The sequence below is a fragment of the Cellvibrio chitinivorans genome (assembly GCF_035117775.1).
Classification (GTDB): Bacteria; Pseudomonadota; Gammaproteobacteria; order Pseudomonadales; family Cellvibrionaceae; genus Cellvibrio; species Cellvibrio chitinivorans.
This window is the reverse complement of record NZ_JAYKKN010000001.1, coordinates 1405069-1424350: the sequence shown is the minus strand read 5'-3', so window position 1 is coordinate 1424350 and position 19282 is coordinate 1405069. Positions and strand designations below refer to the sequence as shown.

Sequence of the window (19282 nt, the reverse complement as noted above, 5' to 3'; positions counted from 1 at the left end):
CTTTTCCTCACTTAACCCGACATTTGTCGGGTACGCGGGCCAACACAAAAATTGTATTGTTGGTCAGTTTTTTGTGCCCATTTGAGCGGCACCCTCTCATGTTTGCTTGCGCATACTCGCGCCAAAATTCTCTAATAGGACACATTTGATATGGCATTTCTATACCCTCTCGCGCGCATTATTTGCGCCCTTAGTTACAAAACACTTCGATTATGGTGGCTAATCGCATCAGTAGGATTGCTGGTCGCTTGTGGCGGAGGTGGCGGCGGAGGTGGTGGCGGCGGCACCACACCAAGCAGCACCACTACGATTTCATCCAGTAGCTCCATTACCAGCAGTGAAACGCCCATCAGTAGTGCCAGCAGTTCCGACATCGCCAGCAGTGCTATATCCGTAAGTAGCGATGGCACTAGCAGTGAGGCGAGTAGCGTCGATCAAATCAGTAGCGCCAGTAGCTCCGTTAATAGCACCGCAAGCAGCGTACAAAGCTCAGTGATCGGTGGCGGAGTAACCAGTAGTTTGGCGAGCGTGAGTAGCTCCAGTGTTGCCAACTCTGTCGCAAGCAGCTCTTCAGTATCCAGCAGCCCAAATTCTTCTAGCAGCACAAGTTCAGCACCAGCAAGTTCGGTTGCGAGTAGCTCGGTAGTAAGTAGCTCAGTCGCAAGCAGCGCGAGTTCAGCTCTAAGCAGCTCTGCGGTGAGCAGCAGTTCAGTTAGCTCGATTGTTAGCAGTTCTTCCAGTTCATCCGTGAGCAGTTCTGTAGCGAGCAGCAGTGAAGCAAGCAGTTCAGTAATCAGCAGCAGTTCGGTTGCGAGCAGCTCTGCAATCAGCAGTAGCTCAAGCAGTGCGCCAATTGTAGATACCACACCGGATGCATTTACTTTCACCGCACAGTTCAATGTGGCACTGGGCGTGCCAGTGGTATCCGAGGCAATTACCCTGAGCGGGATAGATGCACCAGCTGCTATCTCCATCACCGGCGGTGAGTACTCGATTGATGATGGTGATTTCACCAGTGCCGCAGGCAGTGTGGAAGCTGGTCAGCAGATCCGCATTCGGGTGTTAGCATCGGCCTTACCTTTAACGATGACTCGCGCAACTCTACTTGCGGGTGATGTTACTGCAGTATTTGATGTGACGACTGGCGGCGGTATCCCTCCAGTTTCCAGCAGCAGTGCAAGCTCGGTAATTAATCAGAGCAGCTCCTCTGTATCCAGCAATCCAATTTCTTCTAGCAGCATAAGTTCTGCACCAACAAGTTCGGTTGCGAGTAGTTCAGAGGCAAGCAGTTCCGCAATCAGCAGTAGTTCAAGCAGCAGTTCAAGCCAACCGATATTTACTGCACCGGATTTGGTGGACGTAACTACCCTGAACTTAATTCAAGATCAACTCATCAACATAAGATTGGATAACATCGGCGGCGAAGACCTTACCGAGTGTTCGTCCGATTTGCCGGACAGTTTCACTGTTGCAGTATCAGCTGATGCAACCACCTGTGAAATCAGCGGCGATGCAAGCGAGCTGATCGGCCTCACCCAATTCACCGTGACGGCAGTTAACATTGATGGCAGTGACAGCGCACAAGTCTCGTTTCAAATTCAGGCTGCAACCCCTTTTGTAACCACGTGGAAAACCGATAACGAAGGCTTAAGTGACGACAACCAAATCACCATTGCCACCTCGCCGAATTTTGAATACAACTACAACATCGATTGGGGCGATGGCAGCATCGATGAAAATATTACCGGTGATATCACCCACACCTACGCCACGCCCGGCGAATATCAAATTTCAATAACTGGCCGTTTCCCTCAAACCTTTTTCGACTTTTTTAGTGAAAGCGACAATGATGCCAATAAACTCTTATCGGTAGATGCTTGGGGCAATCGGATTTGGCTGTCGATGGAATTTGCCTTTGCAGGCGCAGCGAATCTGGTAATTAACGACAACCAAGCACCGAATTTATCCCGCGTTACCAGTATGCTCGGCACCTTCGCCAGCGCTGCTAATTTTACTGGCGATGTCAGTCACTGGGATGTTTCAAATGTAACGGACATGACCGGATTGTTTTTTTCTGTAGAAAATTTCAACGGTGATTTGAGCAGCTGGGACGTATCCAATGTAACCAGTATGGAATTTATGTTCAATGAAGCAACTGCGTTTAACAGCGATATCACTCAATGGGACGTTTCTAGCGTAACGAACATGGCAAGCATGTTCTCAAATGCAACAGCATTTAATCAGGACATTAGTCAGTGGAATGTTTCCAATGTGACGGACATGTCAGATATGTTCTCAAACGCAACTACATTCAATCAGGACATCAGCAACTGGAACGTCGCCAATGTCACTGATTTTGAAGCCATGTTTGAAAGTGCAGAATCGTTTAATCAAAACCTTGGCAGCTGGAATGTCTCGAACGCGACAAGCATGAGGGACTTCGCGGAAGAATCGGGGTTAACGATACAGAATTATGATGCCTTGTTGATCGGCTGGTCGCTGTTACCCTTGCAAGAAGGGTTGTCTTTCAGTGTTTACCCCACTCCCTACAGTTCAGCCGCAGAAGCCGCCCGTTTTATTTTGACCGATACCTTTGATTGGGAAATATCTGATGGTGGCCTGTTAGCGCTTCCGGATCTACAAGATCAGTCCATCAATGCGCAAACCAATGACCAAGTTCTTATCAGCATTAAAAACAATGGTGGCTCACCCGATAGCTGTACAGCGGATACATTACCGGAAGGGCTTAGCCTTCAAGTAGCGGGCAGCACCTGCGAAATTATTGGCACAATCGCTACCGCACAAACAACATCATTCACCATCACCGCAACCAATGCAGTGGGCAACAGCTCTGCGCTTATTGAGCTAAGTGTCATAGAACAAACCCCGTTTATTACGCGCTGGAAAACCGATAATCCTGGCATGAGTGATGACAATCAAATCACTATCCTCACTTCACCCAACTTTGCTTATAACTTTCGAATTGAGTGGGGCGATGGTTCAGTGAATGAAAATGTGACTGGTGATATTACCCACACCTATGCATCATCTGGTGAATACAATGTCTCGATTACCGGTACCTTCCCTCAACCGTTTTTCAAATCAACAAGCGACTCAACACAAACCGATTCGCAAAAATTAATAGCGGTCGAGCAGTGGGGCAACAGAACCTGGCTTTCAATGAGTCAGGCATTTTTTAATTGTCGCGATCTAACAATTAATGACATCAATGCACCTGATTTATCACAAGTGCTTAGCATGGCGAACATGTTCGCTAATGCTGACAATCTAAGCGGCAATATCAGTAACTGGGATGTCTCTAATGTCATTTTTATGCAAAACATATTTAATGGTGCAGACAATTTTAATCTGGACATCAGCAGCTGGAATGTCGCCAATGTAACCAATATGACCAGCATGTTCAGGGCCACAAAATTCAATCACGCTATTGGCAATTGGGATGTTTCCAATGTCAACAATATGTCGAGCATGTTCAGGGAGGCTAGAGAGTTTAACCAACCCATTGGCAACTGGAACGTCGGCAATGTCACGAATATGAACGCCATGTTCAGAGAGGCCGATGTGTTTGATCAACCTATAGGAAATTGGAATGTCGCCAATGTCAGGAATATGGTCGATATGTTTTTTGGAACCAATGTGTTCAACGCTGACATTAGCAATTGGGATGTTTCCAACGTCACCGATATGGGCAACATGTTCAGAGAGACCGGCGCGTTTAATCAGCCTATTGGCAATTGGAATGTCGCCAATGTCAGGAGTATGCGCGAGATGTTTTTCCGCACCCCATTTAATCAGGACATTAGCCAGTGGAACACGTCCAAGGTTACCGATATGGGCAATATGTTCAGAGAAGCCAAAGCCTTCAATCAACCTATTGGTAATTGGGATGTCGCCAATGTCACTGCCATGAATCAAATGTTCAGAGAGGCTCTGGCATTTAATCAAGATATTGGCAATTGGAACGTCGCCAATGTAACCAATATGAGCGATATGTTTTTTGCGGCCAATGTTTTTAATGCGGACATCAGTAATTGGGATGTTGCCAACCTCACCAACATGTCACGTATGTTCAGAGGTGCAATAGCCTTTGATCAAAATCTCGGTTCCTGGAATGTTTCCAATGTTACAAACATGAGCGATCTGTTTGTAGCTGGTGCACTTTCCCGGGAAAATTACGATGAAATGTTACAGGGTTGGAGCCAACTACCCAGTCTTAAAAATGCGGTGGATCTCAATGTTGGTACAACAAGATTCTCCTCAGATGCACAAGCCGCGCGCGATACCTTGGTCAATAACTTTGGCTGGATTATTACCGATGGAGGCTTATTGCCCCCACCCTAATACAATAAAGCCCGGTTTGCTTAAGCTCACATGTAAAGCAAACCTGAAATATTGATCAATCAATGGCAGAAAAAAACGCCCACACAGACGCTCTGTGCTGGGCGTTTTTATTTAATTAAACGCTCCCGCCTTCACCAACCACGCTTTTAATTGCTGTAACGGCATAGCACCTGAAACCCGATCAACTTCTTTACCGCCCTTGAATAAAATCAGCGTAGGGATACTGCGAATTCCCCAGCGTTGGGCAATTGATGGCACAGCTTCGGTATTGAGTTTAGCGCAGCGCATATAAGGTTCTGACTCTGCCGCCAATTGTTCAAATACAGGCGCAAAACTCTGGCAGGGGCCACACCAGGGCGCCCAGCAATCTACCAACACTGGAATATCATTTTTTTCGATGGTACTCGCGACATTGCCCGGATTTAATTCCAAGGGCTTTCCGATAAATAAAGTGCGTTTGCATTTACCGCAACTCGGTTTATCGGTTAACCGCTCAGCAGGCAGGCGGTTAGTGGCAAAACAACTCGGGCAATTAATTTGCACTGCACTCATAACAACTCCAGATATTCAATAAATATGTAACGTTTGAATCTATTGTGAGATTCCAAGCGCCTGGATTTCAACCACTTGGATCGAAATGGTCCGACCTTAGCTATATCGATACATCAAATACAAAAAAGCCCACCATTGTAAAGGGGACAATGGCAGGCAAAAACAAATCAACCTCAGGTCAATGATAGGGTGCTATCGCCTGGCTACTGTTTGGCTACTTACTGTTTAGCTACTTACTGTTTAGCTACTACAGAAGGAGCAGCCAATTCCCAGCCTCCACCTAGCGATTTATAAACAGCAATCAAGTTCATCAACACTTGCATATCGCTCTGCGCTAATTCTGCACTGACAACCAACTGTGAACGCTGCGCATCCAATACTGCCAGAAAATCACCGCTACCTACTTCATACTTTTTGCTGGCAATTTCAGCTGCCTGATTGCTCGCACTCAGCGCCCGCTGCAATCCTGTGCGACGCTCTTCTTCACGCGAAAAATTTTGCAGGGCGTTATCGGTTTCTTCCAGCGCAACTAAAACCTGTTGTTCAAACTCAGCAATGCGTATTTGAGTGCGCGCATCGGCAGCATCGATTTGCGCATTAACACGGCCAAGATTAAATGCTGCCCATTGAATCCGTGGCGAAAATGAAAAGGTATCGGTTTCACTATTTCCCAAACGCGTCCAATCCGTTGATAAGTAGCCCAAGCCACCAGTAAAGGTTACGCTCGGATAAATATCAGCTACGCGAATATTGTATTCGGCGACCGCACCGGCCAGCGCCTGCTCTGCACGGCGAATGTCAGGCCTGCGCTTTAATAAATCCGCAGGATTTCCAACTGCAAATGATGCGGGAATTTCAGGTAGCGATTTCACCTGCGCCAATTCCTGCTTTAGCGCATCAGTTGGTTTTCCGGTCAGCACTCCTATACGATTCAACGCTACATTAACTCGTGCACTTAATGCTGGAATAGTTGAGCGAGTTAATTCCAATTGCGATTCAGCACGTGCAACATCCAATTGATCACCCCGCCCTACCTCTTCAAAACGCTGCGTGAGCTGCAAGGTTTCTTGCTGATTGAGTACATTGCGCAACGCTACATCGAGCAGATATTGATTGCCGCGCAAGCTGATATAAGCGCTGGCCACTTCGGCAGCAATAGTTACATGCGCCGCTTGCAAATCTGCTTCGCGCGCAGCCAATTGTGCTTGCGATAACTTCACACCGTTGCGCACTCGACCAAAAATATCCAGCTCCCAACTTGCATCAAAATCCGCCGCATAAGTTTCGCTAATGCGCGAACCTGTAGCGCCAACAACATCTGCACTTTGCTTTTGACGAACACCTGTTGCGCTAGCTTCAACTGTTGGATAGCGATCCAATTTACTATCGCGCAACAATGCGCGTGACTCCGTCAGTGACGCTTGCGCTATGCGAATCGAGTGGTTTTGCTGCAATGCGTCGGCAATTAATTGATTCAACTGCTCATCATTTAATTGTGACCACCAGGCAGCCACTGGCTGCTCTTGGGTCATTCCCTGCTGCAAAGCAAATGCAGCGGGAGCTTCCGATACATTTGCCAATTCACTGGCACGCTCAACGGATTTAAATCCACTACAGGCACTGATCGCCAGCGGCAACAATGCCAGCGCAAACAGTTTCATTAATTGTGCTTGTTTCATACTTGCACCTCTTTATGCTCTGCACTTTTATCTTCCAGTACAGGGACAGAATTATCTTCAACTTTATAGCTGCGCGAGCCTTCAAGTTTGCGCAGCAACACATAGAACATAGGCGTGAAAAACAAACCGAAGAAGGTCACACCCAACATGCCCGAGAACACGGCGATACCCATCACGCTGCGCATTTCGGCACCGGCACCGGTAGAGAACACCATCGGCAATACCCCCATGATGAATGCGAAAGAGGTCATCAAAATCGGGCGCAAACGCATACGGCTTGCGGTGATCGCCGCTTGATAGGTTTCCATACCGCGCATTTCCAATTCACGCGCAAATTCCACAATCAAAATTGCGTTTTTACTTGCCAACCCCGCGAGTACAAACAAGCTGATCTGAGTAAAAATGTTGTTGTCGCCGTTGCTGATCCACACACCAAAAAGTGCAGACAAAATCGACAGCGGAACAATCGTCACCACCACCAATGGCAAGGCCAAACTTTCGTACTGCGCCGCCAACACCAAAAACACCAGCAACAAACACAGCGGCAAAATATAAATTGCCGTATTGCCCGCAAGCACTTCCTGATAGGTCAAGTCGGTCCACTCATACACAATGCCGCTGGGCAAAACCTCATCCAGAATTTCCGCAATCGCATCCTGCGCTTGCCCACTGGAATAACCCGGTGCCGCGTTGCCATTAATATCAGCAGCCAAGTAGCCGTTGTAATGCGCCGCGCTCTCTGGGCCGTAACTTTCTTGCATGCTGAGCACAGCGCCGAGCGGCACCATATCGCCCTGCGCGTTGCGCACTTTTAATTGCAGCGCATCGTCTGGTGTGTTGCGATATTCAGCATCTGCCTGTGCAATTACTTGATAGGTGCGACCAAATTGATTGAAATCATTGATGTAGAGCGAGCCCAAATACACCTGCATAGTGTCGAAAATTTCTTTGACATTCAGGCCAAGCTGTTTGGCTTTAGTGCGATCCACATCGGCATACAATTGCGGCACATTAATTTTGTAATTGGAAAACACACTTGCAAGCTCAGGGCGCTGCATGGCTTTTTGCTGCACTTGCGCCACAACTTCCGCCAGCTTCTCGTAACCCAAACCAGCGCGATCTTCAATTTGCAATTTAAATCCGCCCGTTGTTCCCAAGCCGCGCACTGGTGGCGGCGGGAAAATCGCAATAAAAGCTTCTTCGATTCCGGCAAATTTCATTTGCAATTTGTGTGCGATAGCACCTGCCGATAACTCATCACTGGTGCGCTCGTTAAAATCTTTTAACGGGAAGAACACAATCCCCGCGCTGGAGCTATTGGTAAAACCATTGATGCTCAAACCGGGAAATTGCACCGCATTTTCCACACCAGCTTCCGCCAAACCTATCTCACCCATTTCGCGAATAACCTGCTCGGTACGCTTCAAGGTTGCACCGTCGGGCAATTGTGCAAAGGCGATGAGATACTGTTTATCCTGCGCGGGCACAAAGCCTTTGGGGATAATATTGAAACCCACCGCAGCGATTCCCAATAAAATCGCATAAACACCCACCGCTGCCATTTTGCGCCCGAGAATTTTTCCGACGCGGGTCGAATAATTACCTGAAGCGCGCGTAAAACTGCGATTAAACCACGCAAAAAATCCTCCAAATGCTTTATCCATTCCGCGTGTTAAAACGTCTTTTGGTTCATGGTGCCCTTTCAATAAGAGTGCGGCTAACGCAGGGCTTAAAGTTAAAGAGTTGATAGCGGAGATAACGGTAGAAATAGCAATCGTCAGCGCAAACTGCTTATAAAATTGTCCGGTCAAACCACTCACAAATGCGATAGGCACAAACACCGCAATCAATGTTAGCGAGATAGCGATAATCGGCCCACTCACCTCCTGCATGGCTTTATAGGTTGCAGCAATCGGCGTTAAACCTTCTTCGATATTTCGCTCAACGTTTTCTACCACTACGATGGCATCATCCACCACGATACCGATAGCCAATACCAAACCAAAAAGCGAGAGAGTATTAATTGAAAAACCAAACGCCCACATCAACGCAAATGTACCCACAATTGAAACGGGAACGGCAAGTAGCGGAATAATTGACGCGCGCCAGGTTTGCAAAAACAGAATCACAACCACTACAACTAATGCCAATGCTTCCAGCAAGGTTTTAATCACCGCTTTAATAGAGCTTTTTACAAACACCGTTGGGTCGTAAACAACTTGATAATCAACACCAACAGGAAAACGCTCTTTCAGCTGCGCCATAGTGGCACGCACATTGTCAGAAATTTGAATGGCGTTAGCGCCGGGCGCTTGAAAGATTGGAATAGCAACTGCGGGTTGGCTATCAAGCATGGAGTTCAATGCAAATTCCGATGCACCCATCTCCACGCGAGCGACATCTTTCAAGCGAGTGATCTCACCATTGCTGCCGGCGCGAATAATAATTTCACCGAACTCTTCCGGATTATCCAAACGGCCTTTGGCATTCACGGGCAATTGCACATCCACCAAATCAGTTACTGGCGCACCGCCGATAATACCGGCTGCGACCTGCACATTTTGTTCGCGCACTGCACTTACCACATCATTAGCGGTGAGATTTCGCTCTGCAATTTTTTCCGGGTTCAACCAGATGCGCATGGCGTAATCGCCCGAGCCAAACAAGCGCACCATGCCCACACCGGGAACCTTGGCCAACTCATCTTTAACATTCATCAATGCATAGTTGCGCAGATAGAGCTCGTCGTAACTTTTGTCCGGCGAAATCAAATGCACCACCATGGTTAAATCCGGCGAGCTTTTTACTACTGTCACACCTTGCTGACGGGTAACTTCCGGCAACCGCGGCAGCGCTTGTGAGATACGGTTTTGCACCATTTGCTGCGCAAGGTCAGCATCGGTACCAATTTTAAAAGTGACGGTGAGTGTTAAGCGGCCATCGGTAGTCGCTTGCGAAAACATGTACAACATATTTTCCGTACCCGCCAACTGCTCCTCCAATGGAGTCGCAACCGTTTCTGCAATCACCTTCGGGTTTGCACCTGGGTAAGACGCATTTACCACCACCGATGGTGGAGATACTTCCGGGTATTCCGAAATCGGCAACTGAAACATGGCGATGGCGCCCGCGATAAAAATCAGCAGTGAAATCACTCCGGCAAAAATGGGGCGATCCACAAAAAATTTGGATATGTTCATACTGAACCTGCCTGCTTGGCTGCAATAAAAAATAAAATAAATATCAAAATGTGGAGATGAGTTTGGAGACTGTTGGTGCGTTGCACCAACAGGACTCCTTAATCAATAACTCAGAAAAAACGAGAAAACTAAAAAGAGAAAACTAAAAAGAAATTGAAACGATGATTAGCTAGTGGGTGGATGCAACTGCCGCTGTCGAACCCTCTTGCGTTACATTCGGATTCACCACAGTGCTAGGTCGCACATGGGATAAACCATTGACGATAATTTTATCGCCCGCATTAACACCCGCGACCACTACTCGCTGACCTTGATAGTGATCACCCAAAGTGATTTCGTGATAGTTGGCAGTGTTGTTTTCATCCACCACCAATACATATTTTTTACTTTGGTTGGTGCCGATTGCACGCTCCGGAATTAACAGCGCCTGCATTTCCTCAGCCGAGCCCAAACGCACATTGGCAAACATACCGGCGGTTAGTGCACCGTCGCTATTGTCAAAAATAGCGCGGGCGCGAATGGTGCCGCTGGCGGTATCCAAGCGATTATCAAACGCAGAAATATGGCCTTTATAAGTAACACTCGCATCGCTCGCGAGTGTTAATTCCACCGGCATCTGCTGCGTATTTTGCGTATTGCGCACAAACTGAATGTAAGTCGCTTCATCCACATTGAACTCTGCATAGAGCTTGTCGTTAGCAACAATCTGCGTGAGCAGCGGCGCATTAGCTCCTGCTTCCACGACGTTTCCTGCAGTTAATTCAGCGCGACCGACACGGCCGGAAATAGGCGCACTGATGTGAGCATATTCCAGATCCAGTTTGGATTGACTCAGCGCCGCTTCAGCTTGTTTTACATCCGCCTGCGCGACCTGATGCGCACTCAAGGCAGAGTCGTAGACACTTTGCGACACCAACTTGGCTGCGATCAATTGTTGGGCGCGATTCAATTCATCCTTTGCTAGTTTTGCGCGGGATTGCGCCGTCGCCAGCTGTGCCTGCGCACGCTGAACCGATGCCTGATGCGGGCGCGGATCTATCACAAACAATGGCTGACCTTTTTTCACCTGCTGCCCCTCAGTGAACAGCACTTGCTGAATGGTGCCGCTGACCAGAGGTTTGATGGCAGCGCTTTCAACTGGAGCAAGTCGGCCGGAAAAACTGGCCCAAGCGCGAATGGCCTGCGGCTGCAAAATAACCACATCCACCGCTGGCGCAGGTGGTATGGCCGATGGGGTAGCTGCTGTTACAGTAGTAAGATGATGGAACCCGACAATACCTGTCAGTATGGTTAAAACACTAAGAGTGATTAGTTTGCGAGAAAGTAATTTGTGCGGATGAATTTTGTGACTCATGATGGTCTCCTGTTGCTCTTTAGCAAATCAATGACGTGTAACACTCCCTTAAAGGGAAAAACAGAGAGGCTTTACCAGATATTTCGGCAAACTATACATACCGGTCGGTATGTAGGTCAACAAAATTTTACACAGGAAGATTGAGCAGTCCGTTCGGCTGTGCGAGCAAATACGGAAAAACCAATAAAATCAGTGACTTTAGAGCTGCAGTCCCTTTTTGCATCACAGCAAATATCGATCATACCGGGGTTTGATGGGGCTATACGTGATTGAAAAACATACCGCCCGGTATCATAATAACCATAACGCATGATAGAGAAACCCGCTTATGAGCACCCCCGACACCCGCACACTGTTACTGGAAACCGCCTTAGGGCTGATCTGGAAAAGCAATTACGACTCAGTCGGCGTAAATGAAATCTGCAAAGAAGCAGGCGTCACCAAGGGCAGCTTTTATCATCACTTTGAGTCCAAGGCAGAACTGTTTTGCGAAGCGACTAATCATTACTGGGAAGAAATTCGGCAGGATCTGGATTGCATTTTTTCGCCCATTAACAGCCCACTTGAGCAACTGGAAAACTGGCTGCAATTTATTTTTATTAACAAGATTGGCGAAGACAAAGACAACGTACCCGGCTGCGCGTTTTTTACCGCTGGAATGCAGGCTGGCTGTGGCGAAAATCGCATTAGCAGCACCCTACAACTTATGACTGAGCGCAGCGCCAAATACAATTTGGCACTGGTGCGCAGCTTGCTGAGCAACAATTATTTACAAGAAGCCAAAGACCCGGAACAGCTCGCGCGCCTTATGCAGCAATATGTGCAAGGGGCAATTATGCACGCACGCGTCACACGCAATATCAGCAACATTAAACGCGATTTGCCAGAGGGGATTTATCGTATTCTCGGTTTAAAACCGGAATTTTGGTTTAGTGCAAAACCTACATGGCCGTGCACTGCAGAAAATTAAATTGCTATTATTTTTTTTATAATTTTTAGCGGCGATTAAAACGAGCAATTGATTTTTCAATCGCCGATGTGCTCACTCACATAATCCAAAAAACACGAAATACGCGATGAAAGCGCAGTATTTCGGTAGTAAACCGCATTGACCGGCTGCAAGACTTCCACCGTATCTGCCACTAAAACCTGCACCAAATTTCCAGTTTGTCGATCAATTCGCGTCATAAAATCGGACAGACAAACAATTCCCTCGCCAATCAACGCCAATTGCCGCAGCGTTTCTCCGCTTGACGCCCACACACTCGGCGCAATTACAAATCTATCGCCCTGTACGTTGCGCAATGGCCATGCATTGAGCGATTCCGGGCGCGTAAAACCCAGTAGGCGATGCCGGGATAATTCCTCCACCGATTGCGGCTCGCCGTACTCGCGTAAATAAGCGGGACTTGCAAGCACACGCAAACGATTCGTCATTAATGGGCGCGCATGCAGACTCGAATCATTCAAGGCGCCGTGGCGAATCGCGATGTCGGTGCGATGCTCCAACAGATCAATAATCTGATCGTTAGTATTTAATTCCAATTCGATATCGGGATAGCGCTCGCGAAAGCCACGCACCAGTGGCACCAATACATGCAACATAAACGGCGATGCCGCATTCACACGCAACAATCCCGATGGCTGATTGCGGCGAATTTGCATTTGCTCTTCCGCATCTTCAACCGCATTAATGATCTTGCATGCCTGCGCAAGAAACACCTGCCCTTCTTCGGTCAACTCCAAGCGTCGGGTCGTGCGGCGCAATAGCGTCACCTCTAACTTTTCTTCCAAGCGCCCAAGCGCACGGCTAATCGCCGAGACGGTTTGCCCAAGGCTATCGGCTGCGGCGGTGATGGAACCGCTATCCACCACAGCCACAAATACCTGCATTTCATCGAGAGTTGTTTTCATTATTGAATTTTATTCAAAAATCTTATGCAGATACACCTGTTTTTCTGCAAAGGTCACTTGGGGACAATAGCGCCATCATCTACTGAGGACTTATTTATGCGTATCCCCATAGCCTTACTGGCGCTAACCGTTAGCGCCTTTGCCATAGGCACTACTGAGTTTGTCATTGTCGGCCTGATACCAACTATCGCCAGTGATTTGAACGTGAGCCTGCCTTCTGCCGGTTTGCTCGTCAGCCTCTACGCACTCGGTGTCGCTGTAGGCGCGCCGCTACTGACTGCACTTACCGGCAAATTGCTGCGCAAATTATTGCTACTTGGCCTGATGCTGTTATTCACGCTGGGTAACCTTGTCGCATGGCAGGCGCCGGGTTATGAATCGCTAGTGCTTGCGCGGATTTTAACGGGGCTTGCTCACGGCGTTTTCTTTTCGATTGGCGCAACCATTGCGACTAATTTGGTCGCAAAAGATAAAGCCGCAAGCGCCATTGCGATTATGTTTTCCGGTTTGACTGTCGCCTTGGTGACTGGCGTTCCGCTGGGCACTTTTATCGGCCAACACTTTGGCTGGCGCGCAACATTTTTAGCGGTCGCGGCACTTGGAGTAATCGCTTTTTTTGCCAGCTTGCTTTTTATTCCGCGCAATTTGCAGCACTCGCAACCTGCATCGGTCTTGCAACAACTGCAGGTATTAAAACAACCGCGTTTGCTGTTGGTATATGCGATGACTGCCGTAGGTTATGGCGGCAGTTTTATCGCATTTACTTTTCTCGCGCCGATTTTGGAACAGATTACCGGTTTGAATTCCGGCAGCATTGCTCTTGTACTTTTGGTGTACGGCGTCTCAGTAGTTGCTGGCAATATTTGGGGTGGAAAACTGGCTGATAAAAAAGGCCCGATTGCAGCGCTACAAATTATTTTTGCGGGTCTTGCATTAGTGCTACTGATATTTACGTTTACTTCATCAACGCCTTGGCTTGCGATTGCAACAGTGTTGATTTGGGGCGCATTTGCGTTTGGCAATGTGCCCGGCTTGCAGGTGTATGTTGTGCAACAAGCGGGGCATCACGCACCACGCGCCATTGATGTTGCATCTGGCTTAAACATAGCCGCGTTTAATCTGGGGATTGCTTTAGGTGCATGGGGTGGCGGTTTAATTGTCGATAACTGGGGCTTGCAACATACACCCTGGGTAGGTGCACTTATTGTTGTGATTGCGATATTACTGACACGCTGGAGCGGCAAACTTGATCGCACCAATCCTATTTCCACCACGCTGCCAAACGACGCGATTATCAGCACGCATTAACATCAATCCACTTTTTTACTGGAGATACTTATGAACAACTCAACATCAAAAATTCCTGCGCTTGGTTTGGGAACTTTTCGCCTGAAAGAACAGCAAGCATTCGATGCAGTTTTCAACGGAATTGAACTTGGCTATCGCCATATTGATACCGCACAAATCTATGACAACGAAGCCGATGTAGGTCGTGCAATTGCTGCAAGCAAAGTCTCGGCTAGCGAATTATTTGCCACCACCAAAATTTGGACTGAACATTTAGCCGCAGGAAAACTCATTGCCAGCCTGAAAGAAAGCCTGCACAAACTACAGCTGGAAAAAGTAAATCTGACACTGATTCACTGGCCATCGCCCAACGACGACATTCCAGTTGCGGTTTATATGGAGCAGTTGCTGGAAGCGAAAAAACAGGGATTAACCGAGTTGATTGGAATATCCAACTTCACCATCAAACATACGCAAGAAGCGATAGCAGCGATTGGTGCTGAACATATCTCCACCAACCAAATTGAAATCCATCCGTTTTTGCAAAACCGCAAATTGGTTGAATTTTTACAACGGCAAAATATTCACATCACCGCCTATATGCCGCTTGCCTATGGCAAGGTCATGCAGGAACCGGTGATTCAAAAAATCGCTGAAACCCACAATGCCACTGCCGCGCAAATCGCCTTGGCTTGGTCATTACAACAAGGGTTTGCGGTAATTCCGTCATCAACCAAACGCGAAAATTTACAGAGCAATTTATTTGCAGCAAACATCAAATTAAGCGATGAAGAAATGCACGCGATTGCAGGATTAGACAACGGAGAGAGAATTGCAAACCCGGGCTTTGCGCCTGAGTGGGACTAAAAATTCTCGCAGCGCGCACTATGTAAGCTTTCCATTAATGCATTTGTTTCGAAACGCTTGAGCCATGGATGGCGAATGCGAACCCCATGGATGGGTTTATGTGGTTTCGAAATAAATGCATTAATGGAAGGCGCGCTACGCAGCAAGATGAACTTCGTAGCGTGCAAAAAAATTACAACTTAACTCGCAACCCTATACGCGTAAGCAAAGCACCAATTCCCATAATCACGCAGGCGAAAAATAAACTCCACAGAATCCCCAACACCCCCACATTAAACATTTCCGGGCGCAGTGAGAAACCGAAAATTCCGCACAGCGCCAAAATTATGTAGGGCAGGATATAAACCAGCAGCGGGTTAGTCGCTGAAGGCTCAAAAAATTTGGTCCAGGCGCGCTGTTGTTTTACATCCACCAACCAATACACCAAACCAAAAATCAGACAACAAAAGAACACGCTGAATAGTGCCCAACTCGGTGTCGCCCAAATCTTGGATATGGGTGATATCTGCCAACTGGCAAATGCCAAGACACCAACAATTCCAGTGAAGATAAGATAGTTTTTGAATTTACTCGCAGCAAAATTCGGCTGGTAAAACAATTGCGAGAGAATCACGCCCGCCAACACTATCGCCGCATGGGTGTAGTTGCAATTCAACTCAAAGACTTTGGTCATAAACAGACCCGCTGAGAAGTTGCCCTTTATCGCATCCATCGCAAAAAAAATTGCTATTAATGCCAACGCCGAAATCGCCAAGGTAAAAAATTGCGTCACAGGCGATACACATTGGCGCGTGATCAAAAACAAAGTGCCCGCAATTAAATACGCCCAACCGATCAGCCCGAGGATGCCCCACCACTGAGTGGTCATGCCCGTATCGTTCGGGCCTTTGTACAACCACCAGAGCGCAACCAAGCCAGCGACACCTATCAGCTTCGCCCCCAATGCAATGTTCGGGGAAATAGTGCGCGGGTAATTCGACCAGATCAACAGCACCGAAATAAACATCAGCAATGTCCACAAGGGCATGGAGATACTCATCGCCGCCGCGTCAAAACCGTATTCGGTATTCACCATAAATACGCCGATCACCATCAAGCCAAAACTGCGCAGGGCGATGTGTTTAAAAATCGCCAACGCGGAATCACCTTTATTTGCGCGCGCTTGAACAGCAAAGGGAATAGACATGCCAACGATAAATAAAAATGCAGGGAAAACCAGATCGACAAAGGTCATGCCATCAACATCGGCTGGAAGATGTTTCATCCATTGAGGGATATTGGCAACACCCGCCAATTCGTTCACAAACACCATGGTAAAAATAATGATGCCGCGAAAGACATCGATAGATAAAACGCGGTTAGCGCCAAGTGCAGGATTGTTCATCGTGTATGCCTGTTGGATATGTTGTTTTAATTTGAGCACCGAAATTCCACGATAACCGAGTGACGCCTTAAGCCGCAATTCAAATCTGACAACGTTGCCTTCCGATTTACAATTCCCTACACAGCTCGCGCCTGACACGCGCCCAATAAAAAGCCCGCAACTAAGTGCGGGCTTTTTAAGGGCAGAACCGGTTCGATATTAATCGTGGTGATGACCACCAACGCCGTGGGCGTGGCCGTGAGCGATTTCTTCATCAGTCGCATCGCGCACATCTACTACTTCCAATTCGAAGTCGAGGTTCTTGCCAGCCAATGGATGGTTGCTGTCGATATCGACATTGAATTTACCCACTTTCAATACGATGGCATCCCAAGGGCCGTGCTGGGTATTCACCGCGACTTTCATGCCCGGCTTGATTTTGCCTTTCAGTTTTTCATGACCGTGCAGGTGCTTGATTGGAATACGCTGCACCGCACCTTCCTGACGCTGGCCGTAGCCTTGCTCGGGGGTGATGCTGACGCTGACTTTGTCACCCGCTTGCTTGCCTTCCAGCGCAGCCTCTAGCGCCGCCAACAAACCATTGTGGCCGTGCAAGTAAAGGGTTGGATCGGTTTCGTAGGATGATTCCAGCAGCTCGCCGCCGGTTTCGCTTAAACGGTAATGAAAACTGACAACTTTGTCGGCAGCGATTTGCATAACAACTCCAAAATAGACGATTGTTTTACTAAAAATGGTTTTTTCGAGGGCGCGAATTGTCGCTGATTTGTCACAGGGGCGCAAAACAAAAACTCAACAGCGTATGATGCGCAAATTCATCTGCCGACCGATCTCATTTTATGTCGATATCTCTCCCCCCTCTGCCAACACCGATTTTTTCTGTCGCTATCGAATCCGCACAGAAAGAAATGGCTACAGGTACTGAGGCGCACCTGTGGCTGCTGGACACCAACCAGTTCACCGCCGCCCATTTTGCCGAGGCGGCGCAGATCATGAGCAGCCATGAGCAGGAGCGCGCGCAAAAAATGGTACGCGGCAAAGAAACTTACATCGCCAGCCGCTGGTTGCTGCGCAAGGTACTGTCGCGCTACACGAGCCAACATGCGCGGGACGTTGAGATACTGCGCACCGATAAAGGCAAGCCCTATCTCGCGCACAGCAATATCCACTTTAGCTTGAGCCATAGCGGTCGTTGGGCGGTGCTCGCGGTTTCGACAAGCGGCGCAATGGGTATCGATATAGAAGCAGCCGAAAGAAAGCGTGATTTGGCGGGCATCGCCGAAAGCTACTATCACCCGCAAGAATTTGCCCAATTACAGGCGCTAGCGGGCAATCAGCAAACCGACTATTTCTATCGCCTCTGGACTCTCAAAGAAGCCTTTTTTAAAGCCACAGGCACAGGGATTTCTGCTGGTTTGGACAAGATCCATTTCTCGCTCGATAACGATGAAATTCAGGCTGAGATCGACGCAGAACTGGCTACTGATAAGGCAGACTGGCAATTTCACCAGTGGACATTAACGGCTGACGAGAACAGTGCGCACAACTACTGTGCGTTGGCCTATACCGCACCACACAGGTTGGCAGTACGCTGGTTTGATGCCTTGGCCACGCCAGCTTTTTCTTGACTCGCCCGTCGTCACTGTTAGCATGGCGGCCTGCAAATTCCTGCCTTGAACCCTATCCATTACTACTGAATAAGAAAGAATCGCCATGTTGCCATTCCATCAGGCTGTCAAAGACGACTTCAGCGCCGTCAACCAACTTATCATCGACAAACTCCATTCCGATGTCGGCTTGGTTGAAAACATTGGCCATTATTTGGTGGAAGCGGGCGGCAAGCGCCTGCGCCCGCTGCTGGTACTGCTCACCGCCAATGCATTGGGCTACAAAGGCAAGGATCATTTATCACTCGCGGCGATTATCGAATTTATCCACACCGCCACCCTGCTGCATGACGACGTGGTGGATATGTCTAACCTACGCCGCGGCCGCCCCACCGCCAACGCCCAATGGGGCAATGCGCCGAGCGTATTGGTGGGCGACTTCCTCTATTCCCGTGCATTTCAAATGATGGTGGCCATCGGCAATATGGATGTGATGGCGATTCTGAGCGACACCACCAATGTGATCGCCGAAGGTGAAGTCCAGCAGCTGGTAAATGCCAAAGATCCGAATGTCGATGAAGAAAACTACTTCCGTGTGATCGACAAAAAAACCGCCATTTTATTTGCCGCCGCCTGTGAAGTTGCCGCCGTACAATGCGGCACCACAGCTGCACAGCGCGAAGCCCTGCGCGCCTATGGCCGCCATGTCGGCATCGCCTTTCAGTTGGTTGATGATGCACTGGATTACACAGGCGACGCAGCAACCCTTGGCAAAAATGTGGGCGATGACCTCGCCGAAGGCAAACCCACTCTGCCTCTGATTTACGCCATGCGCACCGGAACTCCGGCCCAGGCAGAGCTGATTGCCACTGCCATCCGCAACGGCGATGCCAGTCAGTTACCGGCAATTTTGGAAATCGTGCAAGCCACCGGCGGCATGACCTACACTTTGGATTCCGCCAAACAGCAGGTGCAACTGGCACTCGAACAATTGCAACTATTGCCAGACAACCATTACACCCAAGCGATGAGACAGCTGGCCGAGTTCTCGCTGGCGCGGACTTTCTAGTTTCGTTTTA

Annotated in this window: 13 protein-coding genes; 6 read left to right on the top strand and 7 right to left on the bottom strand. The window is 48.4% G+C overall.

Going from position 1 to position 19282, the window contains the following annotated elements:
- Window positions 1-150: 150 nt before the first annotated feature.
- Window positions 151-4362, top strand: a complete 4212-nt coding sequence (locus tag SPL68_RS05990; protein WP_323814167.1) for a BspA family leucine-rich repeat surface protein — start codon at window positions 151-153, stop codon at window positions 4360-4362.
- Between the two features lie 111 nt (window positions 4363-4473).
- Here SPL68_RS05990 and trxC read toward each other — a convergent pair whose 3' ends face one another.
- The 4 genes from trxC to SPL68_RS05970 all read right to left on the bottom strand — a co-directional run bounded on the left by trxC (window position 4474) and on the right by SPL68_RS05970 (window position 11147).
- Window positions 4474-4914, bottom strand: a complete 441-nt coding sequence (gene trxC / locus SPL68_RS05985; RefSeq protein ID WP_323814166.1) for a thioredoxin TrxC — start codon at window positions 4912-4914, stop codon at window positions 4474-4476.
- 233 nt (window positions 4915-5147) lie between these two features.
- A complete protein-coding gene (locus SPL68_RS05980) occupies window positions 5148-6593 on the bottom strand; it encodes an efflux transporter outer membrane subunit (RefSeq protein ID WP_323814165.1) in 1446 nt (481 codons plus the stop codon).
- Window positions 6590-9793 carry an efflux RND transporter permease subunit gene (locus SPL68_RS05975; RefSeq protein ID WP_323814164.1) on the bottom strand — a complete coding sequence of 1068 codons (3204 nt, stop codon included), beginning with the start codon at window positions 9791-9793 and terminating at the stop codon, window positions 6590-6592. Before SPL68_RS05975 ends, SPL68_RS05980 begins: the two co-directional genes overlap by 4 nt.
- Before the next feature lie 169 nt (window positions 9794-9962).
- The gene (locus SPL68_RS05970) at window positions 9963-11147 is read right to left on the bottom strand and encodes an efflux RND transporter periplasmic adaptor subunit (protein WP_323814163.1); all 1185 of its coding nucleotides are present in this window, start codon (window positions 11145-11147) and stop codon (window positions 9963-9965) included.
- Between the two features lie 328 nt (window positions 11148-11475).
- On the opposite strand from SPL68_RS05970, the gene SPL68_RS05965 reads away from it, so the two are divergent.
- Entirely contained in the window at window positions 11476-12117 is a 642-nt protein-coding gene (locus SPL68_RS05965; protein WP_323814162.1) for a TetR/AcrR family transcriptional regulator, read from the top strand.
- 56 nt (window positions 12118-12173) lie between these two features.
- Here the strand turns inward: SPL68_RS05965 and SPL68_RS05960 are convergent, their stop codons facing one another.
- A complete protein-coding gene (locus SPL68_RS05960) occupies window positions 12174-13061 on the bottom strand; it encodes a LysR substrate-binding domain-containing protein (RefSeq protein WP_323814161.1) in 888 nt (295 codons plus the stop codon).
- Window positions 13062-13157: 96 nt separating this feature from the next.
- Between SPL68_RS05960 and SPL68_RS05955 the strand changes: the two genes are divergently transcribed.
- On the top strand, window positions 13158-14369 hold the full coding sequence (locus SPL68_RS05955; RefSeq protein WP_323814160.1) for an MFS transporter: 1212 nt from the start codon (window positions 13158-13160) through the stop codon (window positions 14367-14369).
- A 30-nt stretch (window positions 14370-14399) separates the two neighbouring features.
- A complete protein-coding gene (gene dkgB / locus SPL68_RS05950; protein WP_323814159.1) occupies window positions 14400-15215 on the top strand; it encodes a 2,5-didehydrogluconate reductase DkgB in 816 nt (271 codons plus the stop codon).
- 172 nt (window positions 15216-15387) lie between these two features.
- Here dkgB and SPL68_RS05945 read toward each other — a convergent pair whose 3' ends face one another.
- Entirely contained in the window at window positions 15388-16599 is a 1212-nt protein-coding gene (locus SPL68_RS05945; RefSeq protein ID WP_323814158.1) for a DUF5009 domain-containing protein, read from the bottom strand.
- A 198-nt stretch (window positions 16600-16797) separates the two neighbouring features.
- Complete coding sequence (locus SPL68_RS05940) at window positions 16798-17295, bottom strand: FKBP-type peptidyl-prolyl cis-trans isomerase (RefSeq protein ID WP_323814157.1); 498 nt, start codon at window positions 17293-17295, stop codon at window positions 16798-16800.
- Between the two features lie 140 nt (window positions 17296-17435).
- Here SPL68_RS05940 and SPL68_RS05935 point away from each other — a divergent pair, with 140 nt between their 5' ends.
- Window positions 17436-18224, top strand: a complete 789-nt coding sequence (locus tag SPL68_RS05935) for a 4'-phosphopantetheinyl transferase family protein (protein WP_323814156.1) — start codon at window positions 17436-17438, stop codon at window positions 18222-18224.
- Window positions 18225-18309: 85 nt separating this feature from the next.
- Entirely contained in the window at window positions 18310-19272 is a 963-nt protein-coding gene (locus SPL68_RS05930; protein ID WP_323814155.1) for a polyprenyl synthetase family protein, read from the top strand.
- Window positions 19273-19282 lie beyond the last annotated feature (10 nt).